Source organism: Fibrobacter sp. UWB16 (assembly GCF_900215325.1).
Taxonomy (GTDB): Bacteria; Fibrobacterota; Fibrobacteria; order Fibrobacterales; family Fibrobacteraceae; genus Fibrobacter.
Map to the genome: position 1 here is coordinate 235,267 of NZ_OCMS01000002.1, position 20,394 is coordinate 255,660.

Below are 20,394 nucleotides of genomic sequence, written 5' to 3' on the forward strand. Positions count from 1 at the left end.
CTCAACTTTTTTTACGCTGTTTGAATTTAAATATAATATAGGCTTCGATTTAAATTTCTACACAATTGTGTTGTCCAGGCAGAAGACTTCGGCGAGTTGCTTGTCGTCCATGTCGGCGAGCCATGTTTCGCCGGCGTTCACGGTCAAGTTGGCTATAGCTTTTTTGGTTTCGAGGAGTGAATTGATTTTCTCTTCGAAGGTGCCTTTGGTGATAAAGCGGTGGACTTGGACGTTGCGCTTTTGGCCGATACGGAAGGCGCGGTCGGTGGCTTGCGCTTCGATGGCGGGGTTCCACCACAAATCGTAATGGATGACTTGCGAGGCGGCGACGAGGTTGAGGCCGGTGCCACCAGCCTTGAGCGAGAGAATGAGGACTTTGCAATCCGGATTTTCTTGGAAATCCTGGATCATTTCGGAGCGCTGCGTTTGTGTGCAACCGCCGTGATAGAAATGCGTGCGGAGACCGAGTTCACTTTCGATGGTGGATTTGAGCAAGTGGCCCATTTCGGCAAATTGCGTAAATATGAGCGTCTTTTCGCCTTGTTCTTGGATGGAGGTGAGAAGGTCCAAGAGCATTTGCATCTTGCCGGATTCGAGCTTGCTGGACTTTTGGGACGCGGCGTTGTCGTCTAACCCTTTCAGGAATGTGGCGGGGTGGTTGCAGATTTGCTTGAGGGCAAGAATCATCTGCAAAATAATGCCCTTGCGCTTGAATAGTGCGTGGGCATCGTTTGCCTTTTCGCTGAGGGACTGCTCCATCTCAAGCTCTTGCATAAAGTGTTCGAGCGTTTTTTGATAAAGGGCGGCTTGCGAGCGAGTGAGTTCGGCGTATTCGTCCTGGATGATTTTGTCGGGCAAGTCGCTGATAATGCTCTTGTCGGTCTTGAGGCGGCGCAGCATGAACGGCGCTGTGATTTTGCGGAATGTTTCGGCAACAATCTGGTTGCCGTTCTTTTGAATCGGCGTTTCGAACTTTTCTCGGAATTCGCTTGCGCTCGGGAAGAACCCGTGGTTCGCAAAATCCATGATGGTCCAAAATTCCATCAGGCGGTTTTCGACTGGAGTGCCGCTCATCGCAATTTTCATGGGCGCACGCATCCGGCGGAGCAATTTGCTCTGTTCGCTATCGGCGTTTTTGATGTTTTGAGCTTCGTCGATGATAATCGTTTGCCATTCGTGTTTGTCGAGTTCGGCAAAGTCCTTGCGGAACGTAGCATACGTCGTGAGCAATACGTCGGCGTTGAACTTTTGCAAGTTGCGGCGGCCTCCGTGGTACGCAAAGAACGTGAGTTCCGGTGCGAACTTCTTGATTTCGACTTGCCAGTTGCAAAGGAGGCCGGCGGGCATTACGACAATGGCTTTTTTCTCCGCGAATTTGCCCTCTTGTTTCATCTTGAGGAGGAACGTAATGACTTGTAGCGTCTTGCCGAGGCCCATGTCATCGGCGAGAATGCAACCGAATCCGATTTCCAGATTCTTGTACATCCAGGAGTAGCCGCGCATTTGGTAGGGGCGGAGAGTTGCGTTTAGATTCGCGGGCAAAGGAATGTCTGTTTCGGCGCGCCAGGCATCGAACTGCTGCTTGAAATCGCTCGCCATTTCGACCGGGATGTTGTCGCATTCGCCGGTGAAGCAAGCTTGCACAAGCTTGGCCTGCGTGATTTCTGGAACGGAATCTTCTTCGAGAATTTCGCCTTCGTTTTCGCCATTTTTCGCGGAGCTTTCGGCGTCTGTTCCATTCGCTTCTCTGACGGCTTTTTTGCCTTTGGCGTCTGCGCCAGACTTGCCTTCAATTTTATCGCGGATGGATTGCAAATCCTGTTCGGTAATTTGCACGTAACTGGACTTGTATTTTAAAAGTCCGTCCGCTTGCTCTGCAAGTTCCAAAAATTCCTTTGCCGAAATGTTTTCATCGCCGATGGCGATTTCCCAATCAAAGTCGAGCAGGTCGCCGGCTGTAAATGCACCAAAGCTCATGCTGCCTTGCAAACGCATCTTGGGTTTCGGTTTTCCGATGTTCAAAAGGTTCTTTGGAATTTCTGTCTGGATGCCAAACAGTTGGAGCTTTTTAAGGCAATCCTGCAAAAATTCGAGGAGTTCGGCGCCTCGCATCAAAATCGGTTCGCTCGCACGGCGTTCCAAATAGGCATCGAGCGGCTTGAAGCCATCGGCAATGCCGTTCAGAACGCTCATAATCGAGAGTAGTCGCGAGTCGTTGTTTTCGAATAGTTCCGAAAGTGGCGTGCGTCTCGCAGCATCTTCATCAAGTACAAAAACGTCCAGCGCTACATCTTCATCCATTTCGCTACAGACAAAGAGAATCTGCGTGCGGCAACCGAGGCAAGAATATACCGAAAGCCATTGCTGGATTTTCCCCGGAATGGCGTGAGCGTTGTTCGCGAGCTTCCCTGAAACGCTATCGAAAAAGAACGAGAGCAAATTGCCATGATTCGTCTTGAGCGGCGTCTTGTATTTGCGTGCAAATTTCAGGAGCTGCGAGATGAACAACGAAAGAATATGTTCGGCGGGTTCCGCAATTTCAAAGAAGGCTTCTTCTTTGCTTGTCCACGCAAGTTCTCGCGGAGCGGTGACTTCGAGATCGGCAACAATGTAGAGAATCTCGGGAAGCATTTCGGCGGGGAGCCAGCGCATTTGCGCTACGTCTTTCCCGATCCAGAAAACTTGCGGATAAATCGCTCCGGTGCGCACAAGGTAAAATGCCACTTGCAACATCAAGTGCAAGTAACGCACGGAGTAATGGTGCCACGAAAAATTCCCGGCGCTCAGGCAGCAAAGTGCGCCCATCACGTTTGTGACGGTGAGGTTGCTATTGATGACTTTGTCGGCCATGGACTGCTCGAAATTCCAATGCCATCCGGGCTTGTGGAATAGTCGCAGTTGCTCGTTTTCCATCAGGAACGTCTTCGCATTATTCACGCGGAACTGTTCCGAGAACGCATCAAAATTCTCGAAGTCGGTAAAGAACTTGTGGCACGATTCTAGTTCATCCGTAAAACTCTTGCGAAAATTTCCGGCGGGGCAGAACTTGGGGAAGTTTTGCAACATCGCGGGAAGAATGTGCGAGTAGTCTTTCCAACTCTTGAAATCGAATGTGGGCAGTTGCTTGGGAGGGATGCTGTTTTGCGATTCGCGGCCCGAACCCTTATACCCACCAAATAAACTAGCGCTCACGTCTTCCGCATGAGAAAGTTCGGCGGCGTGCCTTGCTTCTTGTTCAGCACGTTCGTCGCTGTCCCCGGCGCTTCTCGTAGTAGTGGCATCTCCGGCGCGCTTTTCGTCTGCATTTTCCGAAATACCAGCATTATTCCCGGTTTCATTTTCGGCACTAGAGCCTACGAGTCTTGTTGCCTTGCTGAACGACCTCACGAGATTAGTTTCGCTGGGCGCTTCCATTTCCATCGCATCCGGCTTGTAGTCTTTGATAAATTCCAGGTCGAGTCCGTGAATTTTGAATAGAACGTTGGGTTCTTTGTCAGCTTGTTCTGCGATTTTCAAAAATGTGGCGACGAGGTATTTGCACGGGCGTTCGTCGCGACAGTCGCAGCCCATGTTGACTTTGACCGGATCGTCAAAAAGCTGGAGACCGCTTTTGCTCATTAAAAGTTCAAGCGAAGGGCTAAGCGCCTTGTTGTTTAACGCCAAAAGTTCTGCAGGCTGCTGCTTCAAAAAGCTCACGAAAATTTCGGAAGATTCTTTTGAAAATTTCGGGAAGACGATGTAGTTGTTGTGGAGGCCGCCATTCGGGCCTTTTACCACGGAAATCACGCGGTTATCGACGATGTCGATGCTTGTGACCTGGCCACGTGCGGCAAACTTGAGCCCCTGCAAAACCGCTTGCTCGCTTGCCGTTGCAAGAATCGAGCTAAGCCACTTATTTGCCCACCAAGTCTTTCCGTAACTTCCAAAATCCATGGGCGCAAATATAGTAAAAAGTGCTCAAATGAACAAAAGAACGCCCGGCATAAACCGGGCGCCTTAATCGTAATTATGCTTTAATCGCAATTATTTTTTCTTGAGCCAGGCTCCGCACAAGTACATGGTAAAGATGATGCTTGTGACAAGGAACATCGCAATGCCGATGCAGGCGAGGTCGCCAATGCCCTTGAGGCCGCGGTGTGTCGTGAACAGGAATCCAACAAAGCCTGCAATTGTCGTGGTAGAGCTTGCCATTACGTTACGGCCTGTCGTATCCATCAATTGACGCAGGGTAAGGTTCTTATCGGATACCCAGGAGGTAATCATGTGGATGGTTGCATCGATTCCGATACCGAGAGTCATTGGGATGACAATCACGTTGTAGATGCTGATTTTGCCGAACTCAAACGTGGCGGTCAGGTATCCGAGGAGCCCGAGTGTGAGGAGAACGCCCATGCCAAATGAAATACTGCCGGCGAGGAAAAGCTTCGGCTTGCGGAAAGAGATAATCAGCGTGCCGATAATCACGAGAATGATGACGAGGGCGAGTCTGAAACTGTCTTGCTTGACGGAATCAATCACGTCGGAGAGGATGAACTGCGATGAGAATGTGCGAAGGTCTTCGCCATCGAAATTCCAACGACCATAACGCCTCTGGAATCTGTGCAGGGCATTTGCATCCCAGCTCGGGAAGTCGCCGTAGATAAAGCCGATTTTACCGTAGCTGCCGTCTTTTTCACGGAGCAGGTCCAAAGCCCATCCCGGAATGTCTTCTGCAGTAAAGGTGCTTTCGACATTGGCGAGCTTGCGCAAGTTTGCAATGTTTGTGGAATCTTCACCTTCGGCCTTGTCGAACACACGTGCTTCGACAAGATCACGGATTTCTTCGATGATTTCCAGACGTTGCTTTTGCGAATCCTGTGCCGGGACGAATGTCTTTAAAGTGAGGAAGCTTCTTAATGTGGAATCTTTTTCTGTGTGCAGCCTGATCATCAAGGTATCGTATAGCTTGTCGAGCTGTTCGGGCTTGCTACCCATGACTGCAGCAGGTGTTGATGTTGCGCGGTTATCGACATACGTCACGCTAGTTGCAATTTTGTTTGTCTTTTGCTGCTTGACGGTTGCGACACGGCGGAGGTTGCGCAGGTTGTGCTCAAAGTCTACATCTTGAGCGTACCAGAGCGATACGGCACCCAGTGCAAAACCAGCAAAGGCGACGTACTTGAAAAACTTGAGAATCTTGGCTTCGTCCCAGGACTTGGGCAAAAGGGTATTGTCCGGGGCCTTCGGGATGCCGCCCATGCACTTGATGAACACCGGGAGCACCAAGACGGACGTGAGCATACTGAAAAGCACACCCATCGATGCGACCACGCCGAATTCATAGAAACCGCGGAAGTGGGCGGCGAGGAGCGTGAGGAATGCTGCAATGGTTGTAAAGCTTGCCAGAATGAATGGCTTGAGCATCTTGCGCTGGGCTGTTTCGAGAACTTCTTCAAGTGTTGCATACTTGCTCATCAGTTTTTGCGAAGTTCCCAAAATGTGGATGGCGTAGTCGATGCCGATACCCAAAATAATGGATGCGACGAACACCGTAAACGGATTGAGCTTGCCGTAGAAAATCGCTGTAAATGCAAGTGTCGGGAGGCAGGCGTAAAGCACTGTCGAGGTCACAAGGATAGGACCCTTGACGCTTCTGAAGAAGAACATCGTGAGCAAAATAATCAGCACAAGGCTAATGCCGAACGAGAAAATGGAATCGTTGGCAACTTCGTCGACTTCCTTAAGGCCTTCATAGGTGCCTTCGACGGTAAAGCGAGTCGGTACCGGGTAGGTCTTACTGTTAAAGTAAGCGAGCAGGGAATCGGTGCGAGAAAGAATATGGGTTACAAATTCGTAGTCTGTCGAGGGCTTGATAAGCTTTGCGCGGACGGCTCCGTTAAACAGAATCTTTCCTGTGCTGTCGGGGCGGGGGGAACCAATCAAACGGCTCTTGAGATTGTCGGGGAGTGTTGATTTCGGATCCCACTTGTTTGACTTTTTGCCGTTGTTTGTCGTTTTCTTTTTGAAGAATGAATCGAATGCGCTTGCGGCTTCGTCGGGCAAACCGAGTTCCTGCGGAATGTCTGCGCTGAACCATACGCGTTCTTTCTTTTCCGTGGTCGAGGAATCTGTGGATGAAGATTCCAGCAAGTCGACAACTAAAGGACCGTTCTTGCGGCCGATTTCGAGTTGCAAATCTTCAAGATTGTCTCGGATCCTTTCGAGATGCTTGACCGGCAAATAAAGTAAGGCGTTGTCCTTGAAAAACTGGTTTTCGTTATCGACCTGAGTCGAAACGTAATCGCCTTTCCAGTTCTTGTGGATAAAATCACTGATGGAATCCTGCAGGGCGGCGACCAGATTTGCGTCTTCGCTCTGGATGGCTATCATGAAACGGTCTGTAGAACCGAATCTCTGGTAAGATTCTTCGAGCGCCTTGACGCTAGGAGTGTCTTCGGGCAAAAGGTGCGATAGGTCTGCATCGAGTTTAAGCCCTGGCTTGAAAAGAATAGGGATTGCACAGAGGAGTGCAAGTAACAGGTAGAATGCAAGAGCCTTGTACTGGTGCCTACAGATAAGTGGAATGTACCAGTTCGAAAAACGTTCTATCAGGCTTTTTTTATTGTTCATCATTGCTCCTATATATCATTAATTCTTGTTGTCAGGCATCAGGTGATTCGTGTGGACGGTGTATTCCCACGCTTTGGCTGCGGCTTGCATTTGTTTTACGATCTTTTGACGTTCGTCAGTTGAAAGGTCAATTGCTTTTCCGGAAGTGTAGCCAGATACCGGTTTGTTCGTATCCCATGAGGGCTCCAACAAAGCTCGATAGGCGATGATTGATGTCGACTTTGAAAATTGCGGGAAAAAGTAAGTCGTGGAATCCTCACGCATGCTCATATCGCCAAATCTAAATGCGAAAACGGGCGTGCTTCTGTTCGAAAGAGACGAATCCTGTTGCAACAAGTTGAATCCCATAAAGTGGTTTGAAATGTTCAAATGGAGGTAGCCCAATATGGAAGGTGCAATGTCGACCTGGGAAACTGGATTTCTGTTTATACTAGGAGCAATGCCCGGACCATTGAACATCAGGGAAATCCAGGTGTTGCCATCCGTGACTTTCCCAAGTTTTTCATTTTGACGGCTATGGGCGTCGTTGGGGAGCGAGTGGTCCCCTGTCAGAACGATTAAGGTCTGGTTTGCACGTGGGCTAATGGCGATTTCGTTCATGATGATGCCAAGAGCGCTATCCATATAGGCTTCGGCACGGATGTAGGCGGAATCGGGATTGCTTGGCTTTGGGCCCATGTCTTCGGGAAGGTCGAAGGATACGTGCATGCTTCGGCTGAGCCAGTGGTAGAACACGGGCTTGTCCTTTGGGCGTTCACGATATCTTTCAACAAAACGGTTGGCGAGGGCGACGTCGTTTTCGTTATCGGGATTGTATTCGTTATAGTCAAACCATTTTTTGAACCAAATGTGACTGTTGTCGAATTTGGGGTCTGATCCGATGAGAACTTCTGTGTAGTATCCTGCGTCAGAAAGAATCTCGGAAATGGAACGCATTCGCAGATTTGGATAGCTGTTTAAGAGGATCCCCTGCGGAAAACTGTAAACACCTTCCATGATCCCGAGCATCCCTTCAATGGACGGGAACCCGACGCTGTGGGCATTGGGGAAGTAGAGGCCGCCTTGGGCTAGCTTGCAAAGATTGGGGAATCGATTGCAGTTGGCTTTAACGCGCATGTCGCTTGTCCAGCCACGCAAACTTTCTATGGTCAGCAAAATGATGTCGGGGCGCTGATCTAGGGAGCGTTGCTTGAATGCATTTAGCGAGTCCGTCTCGTTTTCGACTTCTTTCCAGAAGGGGTATTCTTTAGAAGGAATGCCGCCTAAAGATTGAATGCCTTCGTCGTAATTGTCGCTCTTTTTGCCCATTTCGAAGTTGCTAAGAACATTATCGAGCAATGTGTAGAATACGGGGCGAATCTTGTCCCAACGGCGGGCCGATGGGTTAAACCACGTGTGACTTGTCGAGCCGACAATGGCAAGTGCCAAAAGAACGATGATGTAGATGCGATTTTTTTTAGCGGTGGGAACAAAAATCTTATGGGAAGAAAACTTGAATGAAAGCAGGCATATGCCAACGATTGTAGCAATAGCGATACCCGCAGTCAGTAAAAAGTGGAATGCATCACCTAGAAAAATGGATTTAGACAGCCCAAGGTCTGTTGCTGCAAAAATATAAGTCTGTATATACGAAATAGTCAGTTGCTGGTTTAGCCAGCGCATGATTTCGTCATTGGTACCGCTTAAGATGATGTAAATGCTTGCAATTGCGATGGAGACAATTTTTATGATTTTTGTGCCTTTACCACGCGCAATCAGGGATATTATAGCGAATACAAACGCAATTGAGGTGGTTAGTCCGATTTCGGCGTATAGGGCGTACCAGATAAACCTATTGAAATTTGAAACTAGAGGTCCTCCAAAAGGAGTGTCTAGCATGTAAAGGGAACATAAAAGTGCAAAACGGCCCAAAATAAGGATTAGCGCAAAAACGAACCAATAAAGCGGTGAAATGCAATCAAAAAACCTATTTTTTCCGTTCTTAATCATACCTGTGCAATATAGAATTATTCGAAATCGCTGTCGGCTGTGGTTGGCTGAAAACAGATGATCGGTGGAATCTTTTGGATGGAGTGTAACGAACCTTAGATAAAAATTGTATCTTTTGGGCGTTAAGATTCGGCCAATTATAAATAGATAGATGAATTATGAGTAAGATCAATACAATAGTCGTAGCCGGTGGAACGCATGGCAATGAACGAACAGGGGTGAGTCTGGTCGAAAAGTGGATGGCTCATCCGGAATGCTATAATACGCTTTGTAGAAGCGCCAAGGTAGATGTTGTCCTTGGCAATCCCGAGGCGGTGCGCCTTAATCGACGTTATCGCGATCATGACTTGAATCGCGCTTTTTCGCAGACTTGCCTGGATGTGAGTGTAGAACCTGCGCAGTATGAATTCCGTCGCGCTCGTGAACTCAATAAGATTTATGGACCCAAGGGCGAAAATACACGTACCGACTTGATTCTGGACGTGCACAACACGGGCTCGAACATGGGCTATTGCCTGATTCTTTCGACACGTGATCCGTTTACGATGAAGGCATCGGCAGTGCTCACGCAAGAATTTGAGGACGCTTGGATTTATTACCAGCCCGAAGAACGTAGCGCTTCGCCGTACTTTGGAACGGTCGCCAAGGCGGACGTATGCATTGAAATTGGCCCGCAGCAGCATGGAACGCTGAACGCCGCCATTTTTGAACGCTCCGAGAAGCTCGTGAAACGTTATTTGGAACTTGCCGAGGAATGGAACCGTGGCGAGTTGCAAAAGCGCGCCCCGATTAAGGTTGAAGTTTATACGCAATTACGAGACTTGGGCTACCCGAAGCCGCAGGGTGGTGGTGCCATACAGGCGATGATCCACCCGGAATTGGATGGTCACGATTACCGCGAACTCAGACAAGGCGATAAACTTTTCCGTACGTTTGATGGCAAGGACATCTTGTTCGAGGGCGAATCGGACGGACGCTCGGTCTACCCGATATTCATCAACGAACCTGCGTACTACGAGAAAGACATTGCCATGAGCCTCACGGTGAAAACCGTGGAAGAATGGTAAGTTCGCATTGTCATGCCGGACTCCGTTCTCTTTGACCACTTAGAACTTTGACGCTTTGCGTCAGCATCTTCGGCTCAATCATGACAGTCTGCAAGCAGCCTGTCGCGACACTCGCCTTGAATGCAACTAGCTCTTATGTGGTCATGATCCGCGAATGGGGACGGCATCGCCTTTTATTTAGAATTCGTCATCCTGGAGGGTGCGCAAGCGACCGATAGGATCCAGTGAAGTCTAGTTTTGGATCGTAGATACTTTTCTACATTTATTGCGTAAAAACAGAGGTCTGATATGGCAGAAAACGAAGAAGAATTGAAGTCTATCACGGGCGAAGAAAGCCTGAACAGTTTTATGGAACTCGTGCAGAAGTTGAAGGACGAACCTTGGACTTCCCGTTTGAACGATATTCTGGATGCCTTTGAAGACTTCTTGACGATTCGCCCGGAACCGCCTCAGTCTTGGCAGGACAACTATGCCACTAGCGGTAAAAAGTTTGACTATTACCAGATTGTGCTGCCCGAAGATTTCCAGGACCCGTACGAAGACGATCTTGGAAACATCAACCGTCTGCGTGGTGAATTTGCTCGCGTGCCGAGTACGATGGCTCTTGAACATGAACTCGTGAGCCGCAATTACTTTATTTTTGAAAACGGCCATGCCGAACCGATTCCTGCACCGCGCCCGATTCTGATGCTCGAAAGCAAGGACCGTGCCGATGACGAACAGCCGCAGGAAGGCGATATCACGTGGGATTGCTGCATCTCGATTTTTGCGGATGGTAGCTACGTTGCCTACAATCTCGATCACGATGACGAAGAAGAACTTGGCGAAGATTTCAAGGTCGTCTTTGAAAAGCATATCGATACGCTTTCGAAGTTGCAGCTCGTGATTCCCGTAGAAGGTCGCGATTACGGCATCCTCCGTAGCGACGCATAATCGCTTATCGCGCACTTGTCATCCTGAGCATCGCGAAGGATCCAGTCAAATCTAGAGTTTAAGAATCATCTTTCTCGCTAAGATGATGGTCAAAAGCGAATTTTAATGGAACAATTTGAAACAGAAATTTATCTGCGTTACAAGCAAATTATTGAATCGCAAAAGGCGTGCTCCTTTACATGTCATCCCGGATTAGTTCCGGGATCTCCATTTCTTTGCAAAACTGAATTGTCATCCTGGAGGGCTCTGCCCGATAGGATCCAGGGCGATTCCTGTGCAGTCCCTCGCCGTGTTTACATGGCGGATTTGCTGGACCGTTATGATGTTTTTTGCTTTGACGGCTACGGCACACTCTACAATCGCGATAGATTTGTTTATCCCGGCGCTATGGAATGGTTCCAGATGCTTCGCCGTGCTGGTAAAATCCTCCGCTTGGTGACAAATGCCGCTTCCGATGTGGATGGCGTCTTGGCTCGTGCTGCAGAAAAGCGTGGCTTTGACTTTTCGACGGAAGAAACGATTTCGTCGGGAAGCTTGCTGCCGAAACTCGTGGAACGTCTGCGTTCGGGTATCGCGAAAAATACGGCTGCCGGAATTGTGAACGAAACTGCGGGTGGAATTTTCGCGAAACCGCTTGAATTGCGCGAAGTCTATTACATTGGCCGCGAGACTGGCAAGAATGTTTTGGAAGCCTGCGGAATTACTGCAGTTGCGATGGATGCAGAACCTGCCGAGCCGATAGTCGCGATTTCTTCGGCAAAAGATACGCCAGAAACTTATGCGCGTGCGGTCAAGATTTTGCAGAAGCCGGGTGCAATCCTTCTTGTGCTGAATTCGGATGCTTGGGCTCCGAAAGCCCCTGATGAAAATGGCGAGACTGAACGCGAGCCTGTTTCGGGCGCACTCTCGGAACGTTTGCGCCGTGATTCCATGTGCGACGCTAATGGGGGAATGGGTTGCGAAACTTATTACTTGGGCAAGCCTTTCCCGCAAATTTGGGAACGTGTTAAAGCATCGATCCCGGCGGGCTCTCGCGTGCTGATGATTGGCGATACGCTTGGAACGGACGTGTATGGTGCGAAAATTGCGGGCTTTGATTCGGCGCTTGTTGTCGGTCGAAATGTTCCTGCCGCAGAATTAGATGCAGATGAAGCTGCGCTTGGAATCCGCCCGGATTATTATTTGGAACCGTAAAATAAAAGAACCAAGCTTGCGCATTTATTTTATCACAAAAAATTCGCCCATCGTTTCTTTATAGATGTTTCCGTAATTTTTTACGTTATACAGTTGTACGTGAGAACCTGAAATCTTACTTGCAATCTCGATATACATATCTCTTAAGGAGGCGTCGGGCGCTTCATTCAATAGCTCCGTAAAGCCACGAGTAAAACTGTTAGTCAAGTAGACTCCCATTTCTTCGTTTCGTTCATCGGCCTTGCTTGTTTCATAAGGTGATGCCGCAGTCAAAAAAATGATACCAGGGAGCTTTGCTTGTTCCGCTGTTTCTCCGAGACCTCCACTATAGCAGGCTTCTACGGCAACTAGTACCTTGCGGTGCGGAATCTGTTTTATCAGAGAAATAATCTGTTCGTAACTGATTTTATTTTTGCCATATTCCAAATAACCAGGAATTCCGTGTCCACTCCAGAATACAAAAACATTGTCAGTTGATTTGGCCTGAATTACCTTGGGTAAACTTTTGCTTGATTTCCCTGTTAGAACATCCTTCATTTTTTGTGGATCAAGTGAACTTAATTTGTAATCAATCACGTTGGGCTCATACACGTTGCCGCCATCTAAGCGGACAAATAATTCTCCGGGGTAGGGGTTCTGTTCATGATTCACAAGATCGTCTTCGGCAATCACGATAATGTGGTCATCATCGTAACCCATTTTTTTGAGTTTTTGGTAAAAGGCAAAGATGTCTGCTTGGAAACGGTAATTCGCCCAGCCAGAAGATGCCGCCACCAAAAGCGCCCAGCGTTTTGAAACATCTGCATAAGAAATATTCGTATCCGCATTATTGAAAAAACTCGTATCCACATTGGCTTTAAAAATTTCCAGCCAATTGTCCTGCGGATTCACCGAATGCTTTGAATTATCGTTGCTGGTAAAATCATTTGTCACATATTTATGATTAGCAATATTCCACCCACGATATACGGAACCGCTTACGCTGTTGTCCCTATTTTGGAAAGTCCATGAACTTGACACACCCGCTAAATCAGGCAAGTGGCCGTTTTGCAGCGCCAAGAAGTTTTCCTGCATTCCTGCAACCATCCAATCGCCACCGACACCATCTCTTCCTTCTAGCACCGCTCTAATGGATTCGTTCAACTCTAGACCCGACGAAATGGAATAAGAAGCTGCATATGCTAAGATATACAGGGCGTCAAAGAAATGAGCCTCGCCATTGAGGATTCCTTCGTTGAAGTGTTCATGATAAGCTTGAGCAAAACCCGATTCGGGCCTTGCATATAAATCAAAACCACGGTAAAAATCATAGTGAAGTTTATTCACGATAGAATCTGAGACGAAGTTGCTGGAACATATCATGCGAATTCCTCCGTGTGAATCCACATTTTGTCGATATAGTTCATCATCGAGGGCTAGTGCCATTTTGTCATTGTAAGGCTCGAACAGCAGAACGCTGTACTGGTTTTTACGGTCCAGATATTTTTGCACAAGCGTTCTCAATTCAGTCTCGTCATTATAAAGGAAAATCCTATCAATTTTCAAGTCAAATTCTTCGGCCATAAAGCCAAGCCAGTCCACATAAGAACTGACAAGGTTCCCGTTCAATTCGCTAGAGGGCGCCAAAAGAGTAAGCTCTATTTTTTCTGCAAACGCACCTATTGAAAAGCTCGCCAAATGCGAGAATGCCGATTCTATCAGCATAAAATCATTTTCGACTAAGTTCCACAGGTTCGGCATATTGGCAAAGGTTCGCTGGTATTCCACATTCGAGGACTTCGGTGATAGAATCGGTTTTGTACTTTGTTTCAAAAGTTCCGCCATGCGGTACGCCTTGTCCGATTGCGTAGGGCCAACAATGGCCACATAGTCCGTGTCGTGCGCAATCTTTTCCATGTAGGAGTCGATATCGGCATCATCCTGGTTTTTAAATTCCAGCTGTAGTTTTACTTTTTGGTCAAGTCCAGCCTGAGCTTTGTCAATATTTTCCAAAGCCCACTTGGCGCAGCGTTTCCAGCGGGGCATTTCAGAAGTCGTAGCCATGACGGCGACTTTAAACTTTTGCGTATTGACATCGGACTTGGCCGAGGATGAATTGTCGGAGCACGCACAAAGACAAAGCAATGTAACAAACAATAACGAAAGAAGACTATTTCTTGGCATGGCGAGCCTCCTCGCTAACAGCTTCATCATAATACTTGTCATGGCGGGCTTCAAAGTTTTTCGTATCGCCAAAATTTTTGTTGAATACAATCGCCGTGGCGCCATCCCCCAGGCCCAAAGAACGGAAACGTGGCCATTCCTTACCCGAAAGCCATTCTTCCAGATAGCGCACCACGATTTCCTTGATGGAAATCGTCAGCGTAAAAGGCACCTTGGGCAAAACCCCGCTCTGGTCAACATCCATTCCAATCATGAAATGACCCGTATTCGGTAAATCAATCATTGCACGGCGCGCCCCCTTGATGGCTCCCCCTAGCAGCGGAAATATGGCTGAAGGTCTATCAGCGTCTAGAAAAAAATTCAGGACCGAGTATGTTGCCATGTAGGCGAATTCGATGTTGTTAAAAGCTGCTTCGTCATTTTCTGTTTCTGACACATAAACCAGCTGTAGCGAATCTTTCACCGTCTTATGTGCTTCATAACCTTTCTTAAAGCCGTTTATGGATGTTTCGAGGGTCGCAAATCCAGGAGCCGCCGCCAAAATGAGACATGGGTTTATGCCTAAAATCGCACCGGACAAGTAACTAGCCCCGTAGCGGTCGATAGAAAAGGAATAGACGTTTTGCGGGAGTTTCGCAGAATCGGCTTCAAATAGTAAGATTTTGTTTCCATCCCCCGTAAAGTGGGCGTTGAGCTTTTGCGCTAACCCCATGTATTCCGAAGAAGCTAATATGAGCAGCGAGGAATCTGTATCGGCATTTTTTTTGAGCCACGATTTTACAAGAGAGTCTGCTTCGTCTATGGATTCTGGCTGTACCAAGTGAAATGGAACCCCTTGATCTTCGTAGAGCCTAAAAAGTCCTGCCAATATCTGGTCATTGTAGCTGTTGTCGCCTATACCGTTGATGCTTGCAACCAACGTGATATTTGCTATTCCCGAATAGTTTTCGGAAACGCCAACAGATTCGCTGTCGGAACAAGCGAATAAAAAAAGCAAAAATGATCCTAAGAAAAATCTAAATATCATTGTCATGAAATGAAGAAATATTCCCCCAAACTGGGGGAATGTTTAGGTCAGTTAAGTTTGTTGTAGACGGTTTTATTTGAGGACTATGACATCGAAGTCAGACAAAATTTTGGAGCTTTCCATGTATTCTTTGAGCTTCTTCTTACGGGTTACGGCTTCTTTACCGAGACTTTCGTCAATCAACTCGTATAGCGGCATCAGACTGCTGCCAGAGAAATCGACCAGTGTTGCATTTTCTGCGAGGGTAGATTTCCAAGCATTCACATCATCCTTCTTCAGAATTTTGGAATCTGTAATCTTCAACGCCTTCTCGGCATCACCACCGGATACGGTCACTTTAAGGTTCAGCTCATCATATTCTTCTTCGTAGCTGGTATATACTTCTTCATCTATGTAAGCCGCTTTATTAAATGTATATCCATATACCGCTTTTAGATAATCCATGAGTTCGAATTCATAGGATTGCTTCGACGCCATAGCTTGACGGATTCGGCCGCCTAGTGTAGCGCCCAACACGACGTGGGTTCCGTAACGTTGGATCAATTTCTTGAAACCGGTGTTATCGCTCGGGTATTTTGAGTCTAAGCCGTTAATGGCTGCGTAGGCTGATTTTTTCATATTAGATGATATGGCATCATCTAATTCGCTTTCTTCAAAGTCGACCGTCTTTACGGTTACATTGGCATAGGATACGGCAATTTCAGCGAATGTATTTTCATAGGTCCAATCGGTAAACGCCTCTGTGTATTCGCCATAGAACCAGCCCTTATCTACACTGATTCCGGCCAATTCATCAAGCCATTCTTCATATTCTGCAAAGACCGAACCGGACCATTTATAGAATTCAACATCGACTTTGGTGGGGCTTGACGAGATTACCTCATCCTCGATCAAGGTCTTGGTATCAAAGATTTCTGCCTTGAGCGAACTGTAATCGGCGTAACTACCTGTAAGTGCATCGTAGCCATAACCAACGGCATAGATTTTGTTCGATTGCGACAACTCGCTAGCATTGTCAGCATAGTCGCCACTATACTTCTGCACTACAGTAATTGTCTTGTTCAGGGATGTGTCTTCAGGGAACTCTATGCGCAGGTTACCTGTAAAACGTTCATCCATATCGTTTGTGGTCAAGCGGACCTTCACGGTTGCATCGCCTTCGCCCGAAGTCGGACTAATGGACTGGATGAAGTTCGTTTTGTCTTCGATTTTCCATTTGCCGTCGGCCTCGATTTTGAAATCGTAGGTGCTGTCCGTCATGTCGAACTTCAATGTGTCGCTGACGGTCTTTCCTAGGACTTCAACTGAAATGGAGTGCTTGATTCCGCCACTAGGGGAGTCGGAGTCGGAACATGCGACAAGACCTGCGGTCATTGCGCATATGAGAGAAAATTCTACAGAGAATTTCTGAGTTTTTGAGTAATTCATGATTTCCCTCCTTCTTAAGAAAGGTTTTTTGGCGCTTGTGCGCTTTCTGATTGTAAAATATTTTTTTTGATAAGAAAGTCAATAATAATTGTAATAAAATCGTATCAAAATTTGAATATTCCAAGTTGGAGCATTTTGGGAAAAAAAGAGGTTGCGCCTTGTTTCTCTTATTTCGAGCGGGAATAGCGTGCAAAACGAGTGTTGCAAAATTATGCTTGCATAATTTTATAACCGAGTGCAGCCGCGGACGCCGTAGGCGTCAACAGGGTTTGATTCGTCGTCAGTCTCCGCTAACGCGGCTGACTCCTCACCCTAACGGGCTTATCGCTTGCGCGATAATTCCAAAATTCGCTCTTCGGACTTCGTCCATGACCGAATTTTGTCGAACCCTCTTCTCGGGTTCTCAACCTATATTTACCATATAAAAAAAGAAAAACCACCTGATAGGTGGTTTCTCTTTTTTCGAGCGGGAAAAGGGTCTCGAACCCTCGACATCGACCTTGGGAAGGTCGCGCTCTACCAACTGAGCTACTCCCGCATGGGTAGTCTTAATTTAGTAAAATTAGGGGGCTTGTAAAGGGATGCCTTCTTTTTTTCTATTATTGAAATATGCAAAAACTTAAGTTTAAATCTGTTTGTGGCGTAGTGGCGCTTGTTTGTCTTGTGGCGACGAATCTTGTTTGGGGCGAAGGTGAAAAGCGTGGCTTTTTTGATAGCTTCGCAAATTTCTTTACGCCGAGTGGTTCTGTGAAGGGCGAAGGCCCTGTGTATGATGAACTCAGGGGCGTTGAATCGCAAATCGATAAGATTGAAGTTCAGTATTCTAGAGAACGCCGTCCGGGCAACAAGACGCGTTATCGCAAGCAGTTGGATAGCCTCCGCAATGTCCGTGATTCGTTGATTACGGTGATTGAAAAAATGCCAACGTCATCAGCTGTGGTTGCAACATCTTCGAGTGCAAAAATCGCTCAATCAAGTGCAGCGCAGTATAGCTCTAGTGTGGTTAAGTCGAGTTCCTCGTATGCAATTTCTTCGTCTGCGGCGGTTCCCGCAAGCAGTGCTGTAAATGTTGTTTGCTCTCGCGATACGGTCTTTGTTCATGATACGCTTGTCGTGCGTGATACAGTCGTGATTCACGATACGTTATATGTTGTTTTGGCGAATAAGCCCGAAGCAACGCCCAAAGCATCTCCGAACAAAGCGAAAAAGAAAGCCGATAAAGCTTCGGAAAAGTAACTGAAAAAAATGCGCGGCTTTTCAGTCTGTCACCCCGCACTTGTTGCGGGGTCGCCTTTTTATTGAAAATGCGCGGCTTTTCGGCCGCGCTTTTCTGTACTCGTCATCCTGAACCCTGTAAGGGTGATATATGAAACTAGGCACATTAGTGCCTTAGTTGAATTAGGTTCGAAGGAGCAGAATCCAGTAATTTCTTGTCGTTGCGTTATTCCTTAATCGTATATCCCGAGCGGAAGTTTTCGATCAAGCAACTGCTGATGCTCACGCTCGTGTCGTATTCGGGAATGTCCTCGCGTTTGACCCAAGTGGCGCAAGCGAGTTCCGCCTCTTGCATGTGAATGGTTGAATCGCCATCAAGTTCGGCTGTGTAGCCCGAGATGAGCGATTCCGAGAACGGCCACGGCTGGCTGCCAAAGTACTTGATATTCTTCACGCGGACGCCCGCTTCTTCAAGAACTTCGCGCTTGACTGCCTGTTCGAGCGATTCGCCAATTTCCACAAATCCCGAAATGAGGAACATGCGCGTCTTGTCCGGATTGTCCAAATTGCGTGCCATCAAAAGCTCATTGCCGTTGCGAACAGCGACAATCACGACCGGCGAAATCTTGGGGTAGACAGTGTTCTTGCAGCTCGGGCAAATCATGGAGCGTTCCTTGATTCCTCGCTTCATGAGGCATCCGCATTTACCACAGAACTTGTTCAAACTTTCCCACTTGGCGATGTGTGCGGAAGTTGCACCGCCGAGGCGTTCCAAATGATTTTCGAGCGTTCGGAATGTGCGGTTGCCACGAAACTCGTAACCTTCCGGAATTTCAGGCAAGTTTGAATTGCACAAGAAATAAGCGTCACCGTCGATGCTGATCAAGTAATGACATTCGCATTTAGGGAAGTCGCGCACTCGTGGTATTTCGTAAACATCTTCACCCGCTTTCTTGAAAAGCGTTTGCTCGCCATTGAAAATAATCAAGTAATCGGTGGGCTTGGGTTCAATGGTCTTAAATTCGTTATTCAGCTTGTGCGGTGCAATTTCGTGAATCATAGGATAGTCAATAGTTATTGGTTGTTGTTCGTCATGGCGGACAAAATTTGCCATCTATTTTTTCTTGAAGAATTTTTTAGCGGTTGAAACGCCGACAAAAGAGAATAAAATTCGTCCAATCATTTGGGTGGCGCTTGTAACCTGCGGGTAAATGTTGCGAGCGTTTTTGACAATCCACGGGAACCATAGAGGCGATAAAAACGCATGGCTAAAGCGCAATTTCATGAATTGAATGAACTTGTCCAAGAATCGGCGGCTCTCGTCTGGCAACTTTTCGAAAATGTCCGAGCCTCTTACAGCCTTTGCCCATTGCAAATTCGTCTGGAGTTTTTCGCTCCATGTCTTGTTGCCTTCGCCGATGGCGTTGCTCTCATGAATGCGGTATTGAATAACTTTATCTGCAATAGCGCGGTAGCCGTTTTCTACAGTGGCGCAAAGTGTAATCCATTGATCGTGTACAGGCACGTCTTGCGGAATCGGGAGCACTGTCTTCAAAAGCCTTGCCTTGAAAGCAACCATACAACCGGTTACATTCGTGTAGCCTGTAAGAAGCGCTTGTTGGCTCAAGTGCTCAACAATGCACGCCTTCTTTCGCCAAGATGAATCTGTGACGACTCCTTCTCCATCAATAATTTCGGCATCGCCAAAAATCATGGATTTGTCGCCAATCTTCTGGCTCATAACTTCTAATTTATTCGGGAGCCAAATATCATCTTGGTCGGCAAGGAAAATCAAATCATCGTCAGCGAGTAATTCGCTTGCTTTTTCCAATGCCGTTGAAAATGATGCTCGATGCCCTCTGTTCTTCTCAAACTTTGTGATTTCTAGCGGGAGCTTGTCTTTGTAACGTTCCAAGATTTCGCATGTAGAATCTTTGGAACCGTCATCCACTGCAATTATAACATCGGCAGGTCTCGTCTGCGCAACCAAAGAATCGAGCATCTGCGCGAGATACTTTTCGCCGTTATAAGTCGCCAGTGTAATGCAAATTTTCATGCTCAACACCTAACGCCAAAGGATGTGCCACGCGAGGTAAGCGCGGTATGCAATTCTAAAATAAAGGCTGTTCGTGCTCTTGCCGCCCGTGAACGAGACTGTGTTTTCGTGACGGCGGTAAAGCTGCAAAACTTCGTCCTGGTAGCCGCACTTGAAATGCTTTTGTGCGTAATACGAGACCCACAAATCGTGTGCGACGACTTTTGGCGGGAACGGCATGCAAGCGTCTTTCACTTGTTTAGTAAAGCACATGCAAGCGCCAAGCCAGCAATTGTTGATGATGTTTCGCAAAAGTGATTTCTTCATCGGCCATTTTTCGTCGTAATGGCGTTCCTTGATCACGTTCAAGTTGGCGTCGACGAGCGAGCAGTTGCAAAGAATTGTGTCGTAGCCGCCTTCTGTGAGGAACTTTTCCATCTTGTCGAGCTTGCCCGGCAACCAGACGTCATCCTGGTCGGCAAAGTAAATCAAGTCGCCTGTGGCCTGTCGCATGGCGTTTTCGAAGTTGTGTGCAACGCCGTGATTCTCGTTGTGGAAAATCTTGATTCGCGAATCGTTGTAGCTCTGGACGATTTTCAATGTGTCGTCTTTCGAAGCGTCGTCAGAAACGATGAGCTCGTCATCTTCCCTAAGCTGCGGAATAATGCTGTCCAGCTGTTCCTTGATGTATTTGGCGCCGTTGTAGGTCGCCATGCAAATGCTTCTTCTCATAC

The 20,394-nt window shown here is 47.4% G+C and carries 14 protein-coding genes and 1 tRNA gene; 5 read left to right on the forward strand and 10 right to left on the reverse strand.

All coding sequences use genetic code 11. The features are described 5' to 3' along the window. Positions 1 to 57 precede the first annotated feature (57 nt). From CRN95_RS06425 to CRN95_RS06435, 3 genes are all read right to left on the reverse strand, one after another. On the reverse strand, positions 58 to 3,933 hold the full coding sequence (locus tag CRN95_RS06425) for an SNF2-related protein (RefSeq protein ID WP_097020414.1): 3,876 nt from the start codon (positions 3,931 to 3,933) through the stop codon (positions 58 to 60). 90 nt (positions 3,934 to 4,023) lie between these two features. Beyond that, the gene (locus CRN95_RS06430; RefSeq protein ID WP_235002913.1) at positions 4,024 to 6,612 is read right to left on the reverse strand and encodes an MMPL family transporter; all 2,589 of its coding nucleotides are present in this window, start codon (positions 6,610 to 6,612) and stop codon (positions 4,024 to 4,026) included. 15 nt (positions 6,613 to 6,627) lie between these two features. Then, entirely contained in the window at positions 6,628 to 8,598 is a 1,971-nt protein-coding gene (locus CRN95_RS06435) for an LTA synthase family protein (RefSeq protein WP_097020416.1), read from the reverse strand. 158 nt (positions 8,599 to 8,756) lie between these two features. Here CRN95_RS06435 and CRN95_RS06440 point away from each other — a divergent pair, with 158 nt between their 5' ends. The 4 genes from CRN95_RS06440 (at position 8,757) to CRN95_RS06450 (ending at position 11,792) form a co-directional block, all read left to right on the forward strand. Beyond that, positions 8,757 to 9,665, forward strand: coding sequence for an aspartoacylase (locus CRN95_RS06440; protein WP_088629402.1), 909 nt, complete (start codon positions 8,757 to 8,759; stop codon positions 9,663 to 9,665). Between the two features lie 80 nt (positions 9,666 to 9,745). Further along, a complete protein-coding gene (locus tag CRN95_RS14815; protein WP_159462285.1) occupies positions 9,746 to 9,883 on the forward strand; it encodes a hypothetical protein in 138 nt (45 codons plus the stop codon). Positions 9,884 to 9,953: 70 nt separating this feature from the next. Beyond that, a complete protein-coding gene (locus CRN95_RS06445) occupies positions 9,954 to 10,598 on the forward strand; it encodes a hypothetical protein (protein WP_088629401.1) in 645 nt (214 codons plus the stop codon). Positions 10,599 to 10,703: 105 nt separating this feature from the next. Then, positions 10,704 to 11,792 carry an HAD-IIA family hydrolase gene (locus CRN95_RS06450; RefSeq protein WP_235002914.1) on the forward strand — a complete coding sequence of 363 codons (1,089 nt, stop codon included), beginning with the start codon at positions 10,704 to 10,706 and terminating at the stop codon, positions 11,790 to 11,792. 24 nt (positions 11,793 to 11,816) lie between these two features. Here the strand turns inward: CRN95_RS06450 and CRN95_RS06455 are convergent, their stop codons facing one another. The 4 genes from CRN95_RS06455 to CRN95_RS06465 form a co-directional block, all read right to left on the reverse strand. Then, positions 11,817 to 13,955: a C13 family peptidase gene (locus tag CRN95_RS06455; RefSeq protein ID WP_159462286.1), complete on the reverse strand. Its 2,139-nt coding sequence runs from the start codon at positions 13,953 to 13,955 to the stop codon at positions 11,817 to 11,819. Next, on the reverse strand, positions 13,942 to 14,988 hold the full coding sequence (locus CRN95_RS14655) for a hypothetical protein (protein WP_141099824.1): 1,047 nt from the start codon (positions 14,986 to 14,988) through the stop codon (positions 13,942 to 13,944). The genes CRN95_RS06455 and CRN95_RS14655 overlap by 14 nt, the downstream gene beginning before the upstream one ends. A gap of 66 nt (positions 14,989 to 15,054) precedes the next feature. Continuing rightward, positions 15,055 to 16,410 carry an MAC/perforin domain-containing protein gene (locus tag CRN95_RS06460; protein WP_097020417.1) on the reverse strand — a complete coding sequence of 452 codons (1,356 nt, stop codon included), beginning with the start codon at positions 16,408 to 16,410 and terminating at the stop codon, positions 15,055 to 15,057. A gap of 465 nt (positions 16,411 to 16,875) precedes the next feature. After that, positions 16,876 to 16,948, reverse strand: a tRNA-Gly gene (locus tag CRN95_RS06465). Positions 16,949 to 17,019: 71 nt separating this feature from the next. Between CRN95_RS06465 and CRN95_RS06470 the strand changes: the two genes are divergently transcribed. Beyond that, positions 17,020 to 17,646, forward strand: a complete 627-nt coding sequence (locus tag CRN95_RS06470; RefSeq protein ID WP_088629397.1) for a hypothetical protein — start codon at positions 17,020 to 17,022, stop codon at positions 17,644 to 17,646. A 205-nt stretch (positions 17,647 to 17,851) separates the two neighbouring features. Here CRN95_RS06470 and nudC read toward each other — a convergent pair whose 3' ends face one another. Genes nudC through CRN95_RS06485 form a run of 3 tightly spaced genes read right to left on the reverse strand, consistent with a single transcriptional unit; the run spans position 17,852 to position 20,392 of the window. Continuing rightward, the gene (nudC, locus tag CRN95_RS06475) at positions 17,852 to 18,685 is read right to left on the reverse strand and encodes an NAD(+) diphosphatase (protein ID WP_088629461.1); all 834 of its coding nucleotides are present in this window, start codon (positions 18,683 to 18,685) and stop codon (positions 17,852 to 17,854) included. A gap of 54 nt (positions 18,686 to 18,739) precedes the next feature. Further along, positions 18,740 to 19,681, reverse strand: a complete 942-nt coding sequence (locus CRN95_RS06480) for a glycosyltransferase (RefSeq protein WP_088629460.1) — start codon at positions 19,679 to 19,681, stop codon at positions 18,740 to 18,742. Positions 19,682 to 19,690: 9 nt separating this feature from the next. After that, positions 19,691 to 20,392: a glycosyltransferase gene (locus tag CRN95_RS06485; RefSeq protein WP_235002915.1), complete on the reverse strand. Its 702-nt coding sequence runs from the start codon at positions 20,390 to 20,392 to the stop codon at positions 19,691 to 19,693. Positions 20,393 to 20,394: the final 2 nt, after the last annotated feature.

Bases quoted from the DNA above. Each gene is read 5' to 3' on its own strand.
- CRN95_RS06450 (WP_235002914.1), top strand. From the start codon at position 10,704: ATGGAACAATTTGAAACAGAAATTTATCTGCGTTACAAGCAAATTATT.
- CRN95_RS06435 (WP_097020416.1), bottom strand. From the start codon at position 8,598: ATGATTAAGAACGGAAAAAATAGGTTTTTTGATTGCATTTCACCGCTT.
- CRN95_RS06460 (WP_097020417.1), bottom strand. From the start codon at position 16,410: ATGAATTACTCAAAAACTCAGAAATTCTCTGTAGAATTTTCTCTCATA.
- CRN95_RS06445 (WP_088629401.1), top strand. From the start codon at position 9,954: ATGGCAGAAAACGAAGAAGAATTGAAGTCTATCACGGGCGAAGAAAGC.
- CRN95_RS06485 (WP_235002915.1), bottom strand. From the start codon at position 20,392: ATGAGAAGAAGCATTTGCATGGCGACCTACAACGGCGCCAAATACATC.
- CRN95_RS06430 (WP_235002913.1), bottom strand. From the start codon at position 6,612: ATGATGAACAATAAAAAAAGCCTGATAGAACGTTTTTCGAACTGGTAC.
- CRN95_RS06425 (WP_097020414.1), bottom strand. From the start codon at position 3,933: ATGGATTTTGGAAGTTACGGAAAGACTTGGTGGGCAAATAAGTGGCTT.
- nudC (WP_088629461.1), bottom strand. From the start codon at position 18,685: ATGATTCACGAAATTGCACCGCACAAGCTGAATAACGAATTTAAGACC.
- CRN95_RS06470 (WP_088629397.1), top strand. From the start codon at position 17,020: ATGCAAAAACTTAAGTTTAAATCTGTTTGTGGCGTAGTGGCGCTTGTT.
- CRN95_RS06480 (WP_088629460.1), bottom strand. From the start codon at position 19,681: ATGAAAATTTGCATTACACTGGCGACTTATAACGGCGAAAAGTATCTC.
- CRN95_RS14655 (WP_141099824.1), bottom strand. From the start codon at position 14,988: ATGACAATGATATTTAGATTTTTCTTAGGATCATTTTTGCTTTTTTTA.
- CRN95_RS06440 (WP_088629402.1), top strand. From the start codon at position 8,757: ATGAGTAAGATCAATACAATAGTCGTAGCCGGTGGAACGCATGGCAAT.
- CRN95_RS14815 (WP_159462285.1), top strand. From the start codon at position 9,746: ATGACAGTCTGCAAGCAGCCTGTCGCGACACTCGCCTTGAATGCAACT.
- CRN95_RS06455 (WP_159462286.1), bottom strand. From the start codon at position 13,955: ATGCCAAGAAATAGTCTTCTTTCGTTATTGTTTGTTACATTGCTTTGT.